The organism is Pseudomonas sp. NFACC56-3, from assembly GCF_900100025.1.
GTDB lineage: Bacteria > Pseudomonadota > Gammaproteobacteria > Pseudomonadales > Pseudomonadaceae > Aquipseudomonas > Aquipseudomonas fluorescens_AA.
In genome coordinates, this window is the sequence record NZ_FMTK01000008.1 from 60,244 (window position 1) to 74,933 (window position 14,690).

Genomic DNA, 14,690 nt, shown 5'->3' on the forward strand with positions numbered 1-14,690 from the left:
AGGCAAAGAATGAAAAAGGCGCCAGGTGCAGGGAAGGATCCGTGCTTGCAACAAAGCGAAAAAAAACGCTGGGCATTATAAGCATTTTTTTTCGTCGGGAATGCCATCCGGACGTCCGTCGGACGGCCGTGATTGAACGCAATGCATATTAGAGAGTCCGTAACTCACGGATAGTCATAGGGAATTGGTAGTGCTACGACTCTTCAATAAAAAAGCCCATGCGCTTCTGGGGATCGACATCAGTTCGACGTCGGTGAAGCTGCTCGAGTTGAGTCGCCAGGGCGAGCGATACCGCGTCGAGTCCTACGCGGTCGAACCGTTGCCGGCCAACGCCGTGATCGAGAAGAACATCGCCGAGCTCGAAGGGGTGGGCCAGGCGTTGTCGCGGCTGTTGGCCAAGGCCAGGACGCCCTTGCGCAGCGTGGCGGTGGCCGTGGCGGGTTCGGCGGTGATCACCAAGATCATCGAGATGGACGCCGGCCTCTCCGACGATGACATGGAGAACCAGCTCAAGATCGAAGCCGATCAGTACATTCCCTATCCGCTGGATGAGGTGGCCATCGATTTCGAGGTGGTGGGCGTTTCGCCGCGCAGCGCCGAGCGCGTCGAAGTGCTGCTGGCCGCCTGTCGCAAGGAAAACGTCGAGGTTCGCGAGGCCGCGTTGGCGCTCGCCGGGCTGACGGCCCGGGTGGTCGATGTGGAGGCTTATGCGCTGGAGCGGGCGTTTGGCCTGCTCGCCACGCAATTGGCCGCGTCCCAGGAACGGCTGACGGTGGCGGTCATCGACATCGGCGCCACCATGACCACCCTCAGCGTGTTGCACAACGGGCGCATCATCTATACCCGCGAACAGTTGTTCGGCGGTCGCCAGTTGACCGAGGAGATCCAGCGCCGCTACGGCCTGACACCCGAGCAGGCCGGCCTGGCAAAGAAGCAGGGTGGGTTGCCGGACGATTATCTCAGCGAGGTGCTGCAACCTTTCCGCGAGGCCCTGGTGCAGCAGGTCTCGCGGTCCCTGCAATTCTTCTTCGCCTCGGGCCAGTACAGCGCGGTGGACCACATCCTGCTGGCCGGGGGCACGGCTTCGGTCGCCGGCCTGGATCGGCTGATCGAGCAGCGCCTGGGCACGCCGACCCAGGTGGCCAACCCGTTTACCAACATGGCCCTGAGCAGCAAGGTCAATGCCGGTGCCCTGGCCAGTGATGCACCGGCCCTGATGATTGCCTGTGGGCTGGCCCTCAGGAGTTTCGACTGATGGCGCGGATCAACCTGCTTCCCTGGCGCGAAGAGCTGCGCGAAGAGCGGCGCAAGCGCTTTCTACTGGCCTTGGTGGCGGCGCTGATCGGGGCGGTCGGCGTGGTCCTGGTCGCCGTCCGCTACATCGACGGCGCCATCGACCACCAGGTCGCCCGCAATAGTCACCTCTCCGAGCAGATCGCCGTGCTGGACGAGCGCATCAAGCAGATCAGCGAATTGAAAGCCCGTCGCCAGCAATTGCTGGAGCGCATGCGCATTATCCAAAACTTGCAAGGGAATCGACCGGTCAGCGGGCGTATCTTCGACCAGTTGGTGAGGACTTTGCCGGATGGGGTGTACTTCACCGAAGTGAAGATGGAGGACCGGACGCTCTTCATCAAAGGGGCCGCGGAATCGAACAACCGGGTCTCGGACCTGATGCGCAACCTGGACTCGTCGGACCTGTTCGATGCGCCCAGCCTGACGGAGGTCAAGGCCACGACCGCCGGTCAGCTCGACCAGGCCAACGTTTTCCAGCTGACGGTTCGCCAGACCCGTCCGGCCGATGAGGGGGACGCCCAATGAGGCCGGGGGAATGGCTCGACGCGCTGCGCAAGATCGACGTCAGTGACCTGGACACCAACAACATCGGTTCCTGGCCAGCGCCCATCAAGTGGCTGGCGGGCATCCTGCTGGTGGCCCTGGTGCTGGGGCTGGGCTATAACTTTGCCTTGAGCGACCTGGAAAACCAGTTGCAGCAGGTGCGCGAGGAAGAAAATACCCTCAAGGCACAATTCGCGGGCAAGGCCCACATGGCCGCGAACCTGGAACGCTACACCGAGCAGATGAAGCAGATGGAAACGTCTTTCGGTGTACTGTTGCGGCAATTGCCCAGTGACACCGAGGTGCCGGGCCTGCTGGAAGACATTACCCGCACCGGCCTGGGCAGTGGCCTGGAGTTCGAGGAAATCAAGCTGCTGCCGGAAGTCACCCAACCGTTCTACATCGAGCTGCCGATCCAGATCACCGTGACCGGCGGCTACCACGACCTGGCGACATTCGTCAGTGGCGTGGCCGGACTGCCCCGGATCGTCACGCTGCACGATTTCGAAATCGCCCCGATGGAGTCCGAGGCCGGCACGAAGCTGCGCATGAGCATCCAGGCCAAGACCTACCGCTACAATGAGCAGGAGGCGCAGCCATGAGGCCGCTGGTGTGTCGCCTCTGCCTGCTGGCGGGCCTGGTCGCGCTGGCGGGTTGCAACGACGACAACGGTTTCAGCGACCTGGACGCTTACATGAACGAAGTGCGCCTGCGTCCGCCCGGCAAGATCGAGCCGACGCCGACGTTCAGGCCCTACGAGACCTTTACCTACAGCGCCGCGAACCTGCGCAGCCCGTTTTCCCGGCAAGTCCGCGTGGACCAGGCCGACCGCCAGCGCGGCTCGCGCAACGTCCGGCCCGACCCCAACCGGGTCAAGCAATACCTGGAAGGCTTCAACATCGAGCAGTTTGAAATGGTCGGTACGATCTCCAACGCCAGTGGCTCCTTCGCGCTCCTGCGGGGCGCGGGCGGGGTGCATCGGCTCAAGGTCGGTGACTATCTGGGGCGCAACGACGGGCGAATCTTCGCCATCAGCGCCACCCAGGTCGATGTGATCGAAATCGTTCCCGATGGCGAGGGTGCCTGGCTGGAACGACCTCGGACCATTCCTTTGAAAGAGCACTCAATAGTGGAACCCCAACAATGAACAGGTTTTTGTCAGCCTTCGGTATTTCGCTATGGATAGCGCTGCTGTCGCCGATGGTTCACGCGGCCAGTCTGAAGACACTGGATGTCGCGGCGTTGCCGGGTGACCGCGTCGAGTTGAAGCTCACCTTCGACGGGCCGCCGCCGCCCCCCCGGGGCTACACCACCGAACAACCGGCCCGGATTGCCCTGGACCTGCCAGGTGTGACCAATCAACTGGCCAGCAAGCGCCGCGACCTGGGCGGGGGCAATGCGCGTAGCGCCACCGTGGTCGAGGCAGGTGATCGCACCCGGTTGATCATCGGCCTGACCCAGCTGGCGCCGTACGACACCCGGGTCGAAGGCAATAGCCTGTTCGTGGTGGTTGGCAAGGGCGCCGCGGCGAAGAACACTGCTGCGAAGAGTAATGTTCCGAAGAACGCCGCCCAGGCCTCGCGCCCGGCGCTGGCCAGCGCTGCGCCCGCGAGGGCCGGTGCGCCGGTGGGCAAGGCGATTCGTGGGGTGGATTTCCAGCGGGGGACCCAGGGCGAAGGCAACGTGGTGATCGATTTGTCCGATCCTTCCATCGCCCCGGACATCCAGGAACGCGAAGGCAAGATCATCCTCAATTTCGCCAGGACCCAATTGCCCGAACCATTGCGGGTGCGCCTGGACGTCAAGGACTTCGCCACCCCGGTGCAATTCGTCAATGCCAGCGCCGGCAGCGACCGGGCGACTATCAGCATCGAGCCCAGTGGCACCTTCGACTACTCGACCTACCAGACCGACAACAAGCTCACCGTCAGCGTCCGGCCCATGACCGTCGACGACCTGCAAAAACGCAATGCCGACCGCGCGGCCTATAGCGGCGAGAAGCTCTCGCTCAACTTCCAGGACATCGAAGTGCGTTCGGTCCTGCAACTGATTGCCGATTTCACCAACCTGAACCTGGTGGCCAGCGACACGGTGCAGGGCGGCATCACCCTGCGCTTGCAGAATGTGCCCTGGGACCAGGCGCTGGACCTGGTGCTCAAGACCAAGGGCCTGGACAAGCGCAAGGTCGGTAACGTGCTGCTGGTGGCCCCGGCCGATGAAATCGCCGCGCGCGAACGCCAGGAACTGGAGTCGCAGAAGCAGATCGCCGACCTGGCGCCGCTGCGGCGTGAGCTGCTGCAGGTCAACTATGCGAAGGCGGCGGACATCGCCAAGCTGTTCCAGTCGGTGACCAGTGCCGAGGCGAAAGCCGACGAGCGCGGCACGATCACGGTGGATGAGCGAACCAACAATATCATTGCCTACCAGACCCAGGACCGGCTCGACGAATTGCGCCGGATCGTGGCGCAGCTGGATATTCCGGTACGCCAGGTGATGATCGAGGCGCGGATTGTCGAGGCCAACGTCGACTACGACAAAAGCCTGGGGGTGCGCTGGGGAGGGTCGATCCAGAACAAGGGCAACTGGAACTCCTCGGGGGTGACCAGCGGCACCTCCACGACCATCGGCACGCCGGGCAGTACCGGTACCAACCAGCCGTTCGTCGACCTGGGCGCCTCGGGCAATACGTCGGGGATCGGCATTGCGTTCATCACCGACAACGTCTTGCTGGACCTCGAGCTGACGGCCATGGAGAAGACCGGCAACGGCGAAATCGTCTCCCAGCCCAAGGTGGTGACGTCCGACAAGGAGACGGCAAAGATCCTCAAGGGCACGGAAATCCCCTATCAGGAAGCCAGCTCCAGCGGCGCCACCTCGGTGTCGTTCAAGGAGGCCTCGCTGTCGCTGGAGGTGACCCCGCAGATCACCCCGGACAACCGCATCATCATGGAGGTCAAGGTCACCAAGGATGAGCCGGACTACCTGAACAAGGTGCAGGAAGTGCCGCCGATCAAGAAAAACGAAGTCAACGCCAAGGTCCTGGTCAATGATGGCGAGACCATTGTGATTGGCGGAGTTTTCTCAAATACTCAGAGCAAGGTCGTAGATAAGGTGCCATTTCTTGGCGATGTGCCGTATCTTGGCCGCCTTTTCCGGCGTGATGTGGTTTCGGAGAAAAAATCCGAGCTGCTGGTGTTCCTCACTCCGCGTATCATGAATAACCAGGCGATTGCTGTGAGTCGTTGATTCTGTGCGAAATTTGATTCTTGTTGGGCCGATGGGCGCTGGAAAAAGCACCATCGGCCGTTTGCTGGCCAAAGAGCTGCGCCTGCCGTTCAAAGATTCCGACAAGGAAATTGAATTGCGCACGGGTGCCAATATCCCATGGATCTTCGACAAGGAAGGCGAGCCGGGCTTTCGTGACCGTGAGCAGGCGATGATCGCCGAGCTGTGCGCGTTCGAGGGCGTAGTGTTGGCCACCGGCGGCGGCGCGGTGATGCGCGAAGCCAATCGTCGGGCGCTGCATGCAGGCGGACGAGTGGTCTATCTGCACGCCTCTGTCGAGCAGCAGGTCGGCCGCACCGCCCGGGATCGCAACCGGCCGCTGTTGCGCACCGCCGACCCCGCCAAGACCCTGCGGGACCTGCTGGAACTGCGTGATCCGCTGTATCGGGAGATCGCCGACCTGGTGGTGGAAACCGACGAGCGGCCGCCGCGGATGGTGGTGCTGGACATTCTCGATCGCCTGCAGCAACTGCCACCCCGTTAATGCGCCTGGCGAAATGCGCTATCCTCGACGTCCCGTCATGGCCCGCCTGTGGCGAGGGGATTTATCCCCGTAGGGTACTTTCGTTAATTGCAGGCAGGACGCCTGATTCCATCTTCACTGTGGGGACACATGCAGACACTTAAGGTCGACCTGGGCGAGCGCAGCTACCCGATTCATATTGGCGAAGGCTTGCTGGACCAGCCCGAACTGCTGGCGCCGCACATCGCCGGGCGGCAAGTGGCGATCATTTCCAATGAAACCGTCGCGCCTCTGTATCTGGAACGTCTGACCCGCAGCCTGTCGGCTTTCTCCGTCATTTCCGTGGTGTTGCCCGACGGCGAAGCCTTCAAGAACTGGGAAACCCTGCAACTCATTTTCGACGGCCTGCTGAGCGCACGGCATGACCGCCGCACCACGGTGGTTGCCCTGGGCGGTGGTGTGATCGGCGACATGGCCGGTTTTGCCGCCGCTTGTTATCAGCGTGGCGTCGACTTCATCCAGCTCCCCACCACGCTGTTGTCGCAGGTCGACTCGTCGGTGGGTGGCAAGACCGGGATCAACCATCCGCTGGGCAAGAACATGGTCGGTGCGTTCTATCAGCCCAACGTCGTGCTGATCGACACCGCCACCCTCAATACCCTGCCGGCCCGCGAACTGTCCGCGGGGCTGGCGGAAGTCATCAAGTACGGGCTGATCTGCGACGAACCGTTCCTGGGCTGGCTCGAAGAGAACGTCGACCGCCTGCGTGCGCTGGATCAAGCGGCCCTGACCTACGCCATCGAGCGCTCCTGCGCCGCCAAGGCCGCCGTGGTCGGTGCCGATGAACGTGAGTCGGGGGTACGCGCCACGCTCAACCTGGGTCACACCTTCGGCCATGCCATCGAAACTCACATGGGCTATGGTGTCTGGCTGCACGGTGAAGCGGTTGCGGCCGGTACGGTCATGGCCCTGGAGATGTCCGCGCGCCTGGGCTGGATCAGCGAACAGGAGCGCGATCGCGGTATTCGTCTGTTCCAGCGCGCCGGGCTGCCGGTGGTTCCGCCCGAGGAAATGAGCGAGGCGGATTTTCTTGAACACATGGCAATCGACAAAAAAGTGATCGACGGTCGTCTGCGCCTGGTGCTGCTGCGCCACATGGGCGAAGCGGTGGTGACCGACGATTATCCGAAAGAAGTTCTACAGGCCACGCTGGGAGCGGACTACCGCGCCCTGGCTCAGCTTAAAGGTTAATAAGATTCCGATGACTAGTTTGCATGCCGACGAGGCTTTCCTCGGCCATTTCCAATTGAGTCATGACCCTTTCGCCCCACGGGTCCCGGGCTTCAAGTTCTTCCCCGCCCAGCGCAAGCCGGTGCTGGGCCAGTTGCATCACCTGGCGCGCTACAGCCAGTTGCTGTTGGTGGTCACCGGCCCCCAGGGCAGCGGCAAGACCTTGCTGCGCCAGGCCTTGGTGGCCAGTACCAACAAACAATCTGTGCAAAGCGTGGTGGTGTCGGCCCGTGGCGCCGGCGATGCCGCCGGTGTGTTGCGCCAGGTGGCCCAGTCGCTGAACGTCGCCCAGGCCGAAATCGGTGCAATCCTCGATCAGATCGTGCAATTGGCGCTGACCGGGCAGGAAGTCTATCTGCTGGTGGACGATGCCGAGCAACTCGACGAGTCTGCCCTCGAAGCCCTGCTGGCCTTGGCGGCCGGTGCGCCGGAGGGCCGGCCTCACGTGTTCCTGTTCGGCGAGTCGTCGCTGATCGCCGACCTGGACCAGTTGAACCTCGAGGAAGAGCGCTTCCACGTCATCGAGCTGGCGCCCTACACCGAGGAAGAAACCCGTGAATACCTGGCCCAGCGTCTCGAGGGCGCGGGCCGGGGTATCGAACTTTTCACCGCCGATCAGATCTCTGAGATTCACGAAAGCTCCGACGGCTGGCCTGGCAACATCAACCAGGTCGCCCGCGATGCTCTGATCGAAGTCATGATTGCCAGCCGCTCAGCGGTGAAGCGTCCAAGTATGGGGTTCAACATGCCGAAGAAACACGTATTGGCAATTTCCGCCGTCGTCGTGGTCGCGGTTGCCGCCGCCTGGCTGATGCCGGGTCGCACCAAGGCACCTGCCACGGGTGCCCCTGCCAACGAACAGGCGCAACTGCCCCTTGGCCAAGGTACGCCGCAACCCAACGGTGGCGCGCCGGCCGTGGAATTCGCCGGTAACACCCAGCCGATGCCGCTGCCGCTGGTCGGCCAGTCGCAGCCGGTCATGCGCGGCCCGCTGGCCGAAGCGGCCGGCGGTATCACCGAAGGCGACGACGGCGCAGCGCCACCGATCGACGACAGCAGCGACACGCCGCCGACCGTGACCACCACCGCACCGCCTGCGGGCGTGCCGGCCGGCCCGGCGCCAACGGCTGCCCCGACCGCCAAGCCGACCCAGCTGGCCACTGCCAAGCCGGCACCGGTTCCGGCGCCTGCGGCCAAGCCAGCGGCGCCAGCAGCACCGGCGGCCAAGCCAGCTGCTGCTCCAGCCAAGGCCGCGGCCGGTAGCTGGTACGCCGGCCAGGCGCCGGGCAACTACGTGGTGCAGATCCTCGGCACCAGTTCCGAAGCCACGGCGCAGAACTTCGTCAAGGAGCAGGGTGGCGAGTACCGTTATTTCAAGAAAGTGCTCAACGGCAAGCCGCTGTATGTCATCACCTACGGCAGCTTTGCCAACCGTGATGCGGCCGTTTCCGCCATCAAGGCCTTGCCAGCGAAGGTTCAGGCTGGTAAACCTTGGCCTCGCACTGTCGCCAGCGTCCAACAGGAACTGGCTGCAACTCGCTGAAGATTCGGCGGCCTTACCCAGGCCGCCTCTCCCGGCAACCTCAAAATTTCCGCAAGGGCGGGCGACCTTTCAGGCCGCGCGCCTTGTGGTGTCTGCGTCACAGTAGCGTTTGAGTCGTAGCGGTCAAACCCAAAAAAGTTTTGACTAGCACAGCATATAGCTTTAAACCTTTCACAAATGCGACATGGATTTGCGACAGTTCGTCGTCAAATTTGTGAGCCTCTGTGTCGGTGTGTACAATGACCTCCCTTTTGCCCCCGCAAAGCTGGCGTACGTTCGGCGCGGCATGCAACCGGTTGAATTGAAAAGAAATTTGCCTCGATTAGAGGCAGCCTGGTGAGAAAGTGTCTATGAAAGCAGGTCTGTACCAACCAGATGAATTCAAGGATAACTGCGGTTTCGGCCTGATAGCTCATATGCAGGGCGAACCCAGCCATACCCTTTTGCAAACGGCCATTGAGGCCCTGACCTGCATGACCCACCGCGGTGGGATCAACGCCGACGGCAAGACCGGCGACGGTTGTGGCTTGCTGATTCAAAAGCCCGACGAGTTCCTGCGTGCCGTAGCCCAGGAAACGTTCGGCGTGACCCTGCCCAAGCAGTACGCCGTGGGCATGGTGTTCTTCAACCAGGACCCGGTGAAGGCTGAGGCAGCTCGCGAAAACATGAATCGCGAGATCCTGGCCGCCGGCCTGCAACTGGTTGGCTGGCGTAAAGTGCCGATCGACACCAGCGTCCTCGGCCGCCTGGCGCTCGAGCGCCTGCCGCAGATCGAACAGGTGTTCATCGCCGGCGAAGGCCTGAGCGACCAGGACATGTCGATCAAGCTGTTCAGCTCCCGTCGTCGTTCGTCCGTGGCCAACGCCGCCGACACCGATCACTACATCTGCAGCTTTTCCCACAAGACCATTATCTATAAAGGCCTGATGATGCCGGCGGACCTCACCGCCTTCTATCCGGACCTGAGCGACGAGCGCCTGAAAACCGCGATCTGCGTGTTCCACCAGCGCTTCTCCACCAACACCCTGCCGAAGTGGCCGCTGGCCCAGCCATTCCGCTTCCTCGCCCACAACGGCGAGATCAACACCATCACCGGCAACCGCAACTGGGCCGTGGCCCGTCGCACCAAATTCGCCAACGACCTGATGCCGGAGCTCGAAGAGCTCGGCCCGCTGGTCAACCGCGTGGGTTCGGACTCCTCGAGCATGGACAACATGCTGGAACTGATGGTGACCGGTGGCATCGACCTGTTCCGCGGCGTGCGCATGCTGGTGCCGCCGGCGTGGCAGAACGTCGAGACCATGGACCCGGACCTGCGCGCCTTCTACGAATACAACTCCATGCACATGGAGCCGTGGGACGGCCCGGCCGGTATCGTCATGACCGACGGTCGCTACGCCGTGTGCCTGCTGGACCGTAACGGTCTGCGTCCGGCGCGCTGGGTCACCACCACCAACGGGTTCATCACCCTGGCGTCGGAAATCGGCGTCTGGAACTACCAGCCCGAAGACGTCATCGCCAAGGGCCGCGTAGGCCCGGGCCAGATCTTTGCCGTGGACACCGAGACCGGCCAGATCCTCGACACCGACGCCATCGACAACCGCCTCAAGTCCCGTCATCCGTACAAGCAATGGCTGCGCAAGAATGCCCTGCGCATCCAGGCGACCATGGAAGACAACGACCACGGCTCGGCTTTCTATGATGTAGACCAGCTCAAGCAGTACATGAAGATGTACCAGGTGACGTTCGAAGAGCGTGACCAGGTGCTGCGTCCGCTGGGCGAACAGGGCTACGAGGCGGTCGGCTCCATGGGCGACGACACGCCGATGGCCGTGCTGTCGCAGCGCGTGCGCACGCCGTACGACTATTTCCGCCAGCAGTTCGCCCAGGTGACCAACCCACCGATCGACCCGCTACGCGAAGCGATCGTGATGTCCCTGGAAATCTGCCTCGGTGCCGAGCGCAATATATTCCAGGAATCGCCGGAACACGCCTCGCGGGTGATCCTCAGCTCGCCGGTCATTTCCCCGGCCAAGTGGCGTTCGTTGACCAACCTCGACCGCCCAGGCTTCGCGCGCCAGGTCATCGACCTGAACTACGACGAAAGCGTCGGCCTGGAAGCGGCGATCCGCAACGTCGCCGATCAGGCTGAAGAAGCCGCGCGCGCAGGGCGTACCCAGATCGTCCTCAGCGACCGTCACATCGCCCCAGGGAAGCTGCCGATCCACGCCTCGCTGGCCACCGGTGCGGTGCACCATCGCCTGACCGAAAAAGGCCTTCGTTGCGATTCCAACATCCTGGTGGAAACCGCCACCGCCCGCGATCCGCATCACTTCGCGGTGTTGATCGGCTTCGGTGCCTCGGCGGTGTATCCGTTCCTGGCCTATGAAGTGCTGGGCGACCTGATCCGCACCGGTGAAGTACTGGGCGACCTCTACGAGGTGTTCAAGAACTACCGCAAGGGCATCACCAAGGGGCTGCTCAAGATCCTGTCGAAGATGGGCATCTCGACCATCGCCTCGTACCGTGGCGCGCAACTGTTCGAGGCCATCGGCCTGTCCGAGGAAGTCTGCGAGCTGAGCTTCCGTGGCGTGCCGAGCCGCATCAAGGGTGCGCGTTTCGTCGACATCGAAGCCGAACAGAAAGCCCTGGCCGCCGAAGCCTGGAGCCCGCGCAAGCCGATCCAGCAGGGCGGCCTGCTGAAGTTCGTCCACGGTGGCGAATACCACGCCTACAACCCCGACGTGGTCAACACCCTGCAAGCGGCTGTGCAGCAGGGCGACTACAGCAAGTTCAAGGAATACACCTCGCTGGTGGACAACCGTCCGGTGTCGATGATCCGCGACCTGCTCAAGGTCAAGACCCTCGACACGCCGCTGGACATCAGTGAAGTGGAACCGCTGGAATCGGTGCTCAAGCGCTTCGATTCGGCCGGTATTTCCCTCGGCGCCTTGTCCCCGGAAGCCCACGAAGCCCTGGCCGAAGCCATGAACCGCCTCGGTGCGCGGTCCAACTCCGGCGAAGGCGGCGAAGACCCGGCGCGCTACGGCACCATCAAGAGTTCGAAAATCAAGCAGGTGGCCACCGGCCGCTTCGGTGTGACGCCGGAATACCTGGTCAACGCTGAAGTGCTGCAGATCAAGGTCGCCCAAGGCGCCAAGCCCGGCGAAGGCGGTCAGTTGCCCGGTGGCAAGGTCAACGGCCTGATCGCCAAGCTGCGTTATGCGGTCCCCGGCGTGACCCTGATCTCGCCGCCGCCGCACCACGACATCTACTCGATCGAAGACTTGTCGCAACTGATCTTCGACCTCAAGCAGGTGAACCCCAAGGCGCTGGTCTCGGTGAAGCTGGTGGCGGAAGCCGGCGTCGGCACCATTGCGGCCGGCGTGGCCAAGGCCTATGCCGACCTGATCACCATCTCCGGCTACGACGGCGGCACCGGCGCATCGCCGCTGACCTCGATCAAGTACGCCGGCGCGCCGTGGGAACTGGGCCTGGCCGAAACTCACCAGACCCTGCGCGGCAACGATTTGCGCGGCAAGGTCCGGGTGCAGACCGATGGTGGCCTGAAAACCGGCCTGGACGTGATCAAGGCGGCCATCCTCGGCGCCGAGAGCTTCGGCTTCGGCACCGCGCCGATGATCGCCCTGGGCTGCAAGTACCTGCGCATCTGCCACCTGAACAACTGCGCCACCGGCGTGGCGACCCAGAACGACAAACTGCGCAAGGACCACTACATCGGTACCGTCGACATGGTGGTGAATTTCTTCACCTACGTGGCCGAAGAGACCCGTGAGTGGCTGGCCAAGCTGGGCGTGCGTTCGCTTGAAGAGCTGATTGGCCGCACCGACCTGCTGGACGTGATCGAGGGCCAGACCGCCAAGCAGCAGCACCTGGACCTGACCCCGTTGCTGGGCAGCGATCTCATCCCGGCGGACAAGCCACAGTTCTGCCAGGTCGACCGCAACCCGCCGTTCGACAAGGGCGAGCTGGCCGAGAGGATGGTCGACATGGCCGCTTCGGCGATCAACGACCTGAGCGGTGCCGAGTTCGACCTGGATATCTGCAACTGCGACCGCTCCATCGGCGCGCGGATCTCCGGCGAGATCGCCCGCAAGCACGGCAACCAGGGCATGGCCAAGGCGCCGATCACCTTCCGCTTCAAGGGCACCGCAGGCCAGAGCTTCGGCGTCTGGAACGCCGGTGGCCTGAACATGTACCTGGAAGGCGATGCCAACGACTACGTGGGCAAGGGCATGACCGGCGGCAAGCTGGTCATCGTTCCGCCCAAGGGCAGCGTCTACAAGACCCAGGACAGTGCCATCATCGGCAACACCTGCCTTTATGGCGCCACGGGCGGCAAGCTGTTCGCCGCCGGCACCGCGGGCGAGCGTTTCGCCGTGCGTAACTCCGGGGCCCACACCGTGGTGGAAGGCACCGGCGATCATTGCTGCGAGTACATGACCGGTGGTTTTGTCTGCGTGCTGGGCAAGACCGGTTATAACTTCGGCTCTGGCATGACCGGCGGTTTCGCCTACGTGCTCGACCAGGACAACACCTTCGTTGACCGGGTCAACCACGAACTGGTGGAAATCCAGCGGATCAGCGGCGAGGCGATGGAAGCCTACCGCAGCCATTTGCAGCGTGTACTGGATGAGTACGTCGAGGAAACCGACAGCGAGTGGGGTCGTGAACTCGCCGAGAACCTCGATGACTACGTGCGTCGTTTCTGGCTGGTCAAGCCCAAGGCTGCCAACCTGAAATCGTTGCTTTCCAGCACTCGTGCCAACCCGCAGTGATATGCGCCTGAAGAGTTTGATGAGGTTTTAACAATGGCTGAACGTCTGAATAACGACTTCCAGTTCATCGATGTCGGGCGCAAGGATCCGAAGAAGAAACTGTTGCGTCAACGCAAGAAAGAGTTCGTGGAAATCTACGAGCCTTTCAAACCCCAGCAGTCGGCCGACCAGGCCCACCGCTGCCTGGGTTGTGGCAACCCGTATTGCGAATGGAAGTGCCCGGTGCACAACTTCATTCCCAACTGGCTGAAACTGGTGGCCGAGGGCAACATCCTCCAGGCCGCCGAGCTGTCCCACCAGACCAACACCCTGCCGGAAGTCTGCGGCCGGGTGTGCCCGCAGGATCGCCTGTGTGAAGGTGCCTGCACCCTCAACGACGGTTTTGGCGCGGTGACCATCGGTTCGGTGGAAAAGTACATCACCGACACCGCGTTCGCCATGGGCTGGCGCCCGGACATGTCCAAGGTCAAGCCGACCGGTAAGCGCGTGGCGATCATCGGTGCCGGCCCGGCGGGCCTGGGTTGTGCCGACGTGCTGGTACGCGGTGGCGTGACCCCGGTGGTGTTCGACAAGAACCCGGAAATCGGCGGCCTGCTGACCTTTGGCATTCCCGAGTTCAAGCTGGAAAAGACCGTGCTGAGCAATCGTCGCGAAGTCTTCACCGGCATGGGCATCGAGTTCCGCCTGAACACCGAGGTGGGCAAGGACGTGACCATGGAGCAACTGCTCGAGGAATACGATGCGGTCTTCATGGGCATGGGCACCTACACCTACATGAAGGGTGGCTTTGCCGGTGAGGACCTGCCGGGCGTCTACGACGCACTCGACTTCCTGATCGCCAACGTCAACCGCAACCTGGGCTTTGAAAAGTCGCCGGAAGATTTCGTCGACATGAAAGGCAAGAAGGTTGTGGTGCTCGGCGGTGGCGACACGGCGATGGACTGCAACCGCACGTCGATCCGCCAGGGCGCCAAGTCGGTGACCTGCGCCTATCGTCGCGACGAAGCGAACATGCCCGGCTCGCGCAAAGAGGTGAAGAACGCCAAGGAAGAAGGCGTGAAATTCCTCTACAACCGCCAGCCGATCGCCATTGTCGGTGAAGACAAGGTCGAAGGCGTGAAGGTGGTCGAGACCCGTCTCGGCGAACCGGACGCCCGCGGTCGTCGCAGCCCCGAGCCGATCCCCGGTTCCGAAGAGATCATCCCGGCCGACGCCGTGGTCATCGCCTTCGGCTTCCGCCCGAGCCCGGCGCCGTGGTTCGAGCAGTTCAGCATCCAGACCGACAGCCAGGGCCGCGTCGTGGCCCCGGAGCAGGGCCAGTACAAGCACCAGACCAGCAACCCGAAGATCTTCGCCGGTGGCGACATGGTCCGGGGTTCCGACCTGGTGGTGACGGCGATCTTCGAAGGCCGCAATGCGGCGGAAGGGATCCTGGATTACCTGCAAGTCTGACTCGGCCCCGAGCTGAAAT

General features: G+C 62.8%; 10 protein-coding genes. All 10 read left to right on the forward strand.

Annotation, left to right across the window (positions count from 1 at the left end; genetic code table 11):
* The first annotated feature begins 190 nt into the window (after positions 1 to 190).
* The 10 genes from BLO80_RS13570 to BLO80_RS13620 all read left to right on the forward strand — a co-directional run bounded on the left by BLO80_RS13570 (position 191) and on the right by BLO80_RS13620 (position 14,671).
* On the forward strand, positions 191 to 1,255 hold the full coding sequence (locus BLO80_RS13570) for a pilus assembly protein PilM (protein WP_092203334.1): 1,065 nt from the start codon (positions 191 to 193) through the stop codon (positions 1,253 to 1,255).
* Positions 1,255 to 1,821, forward strand: coding sequence for a PilN domain-containing protein (locus BLO80_RS13575; RefSeq protein ID WP_092328846.1), 567 nt, complete (start codon positions 1,255 to 1,257; stop codon positions 1,819 to 1,821). Before BLO80_RS13570 ends, BLO80_RS13575 begins: the two co-directional genes overlap by 1 nt.
* Positions 1,818 to 2,441, forward strand: coding sequence for a type 4a pilus biogenesis protein PilO (gene pilO, locus BLO80_RS13580; RefSeq protein WP_092328849.1), 624 nt, complete (start codon positions 1,818 to 1,820; stop codon positions 2,439 to 2,441). The genes BLO80_RS13575 and pilO overlap by 4 nt, the downstream gene beginning before the upstream one ends.
* Positions 2,438 to 2,986, forward strand: coding sequence for a pilus assembly protein PilP (locus BLO80_RS13585; RefSeq protein WP_092328851.1), 549 nt, complete (start codon positions 2,438 to 2,440; stop codon positions 2,984 to 2,986). Before pilO ends, BLO80_RS13585 begins: the two co-directional genes overlap by 4 nt.
* On the forward strand, positions 2,983 to 5,085 hold the full coding sequence (gene pilQ / locus BLO80_RS13590; RefSeq protein ID WP_092328854.1) for a type IV pilus secretin PilQ: 2,103 nt from the start codon (positions 2,983 to 2,985) through the stop codon (positions 5,083 to 5,085). The genes BLO80_RS13585 and pilQ overlap by 4 nt, the downstream gene beginning before the upstream one ends.
* Positions 5,086 to 5,089: 4 nt before the next feature.
* Entirely contained in the window at positions 5,090 to 5,608 is a 519-nt protein-coding gene (gene aroK / locus BLO80_RS13595; RefSeq protein ID WP_060739556.1) for a shikimate kinase AroK, read from the forward strand.
* A 129-nt stretch (positions 5,609 to 5,737) separates the two neighbouring features.
* On the forward strand, positions 5,738 to 6,838 hold the full coding sequence (gene aroB / locus BLO80_RS13600; protein WP_092328856.1) for a 3-dehydroquinate synthase: 1,101 nt from the start codon (positions 5,738 to 5,740) through the stop codon (positions 6,836 to 6,838).
* Positions 6,839 to 6,848: 10 nt separating this feature from the next.
* Entirely contained in the window at positions 6,849 to 8,420 is a 1,572-nt protein-coding gene (locus BLO80_RS13605; protein WP_092328859.1) for an AAA family ATPase, read from the forward strand.
* 350 nt (positions 8,421 to 8,770) lie between these two features.
* Positions 8,771 to 13,219 (forward strand): glutamate synthase large subunit, encoded by a 4,449-nt coding sequence (gene gltB, locus BLO80_RS13615; protein WP_092328862.1) that lies wholly within the window; start codon positions 8,771 to 8,773, stop codon positions 13,217 to 13,219.
* Between the two features lie 33 nt (positions 13,220 to 13,252).
* Positions 13,253 to 14,671 carry an FAD-dependent oxidoreductase gene (locus BLO80_RS13620; protein WP_003196992.1) on the forward strand — a complete coding sequence of 473 codons (1,419 nt, stop codon included), beginning with the start codon at positions 13,253 to 13,255 and terminating at the stop codon, positions 14,669 to 14,671.
* The last annotated feature ends 19 nt before the right edge of the window (positions 14,672 to 14,690 follow it).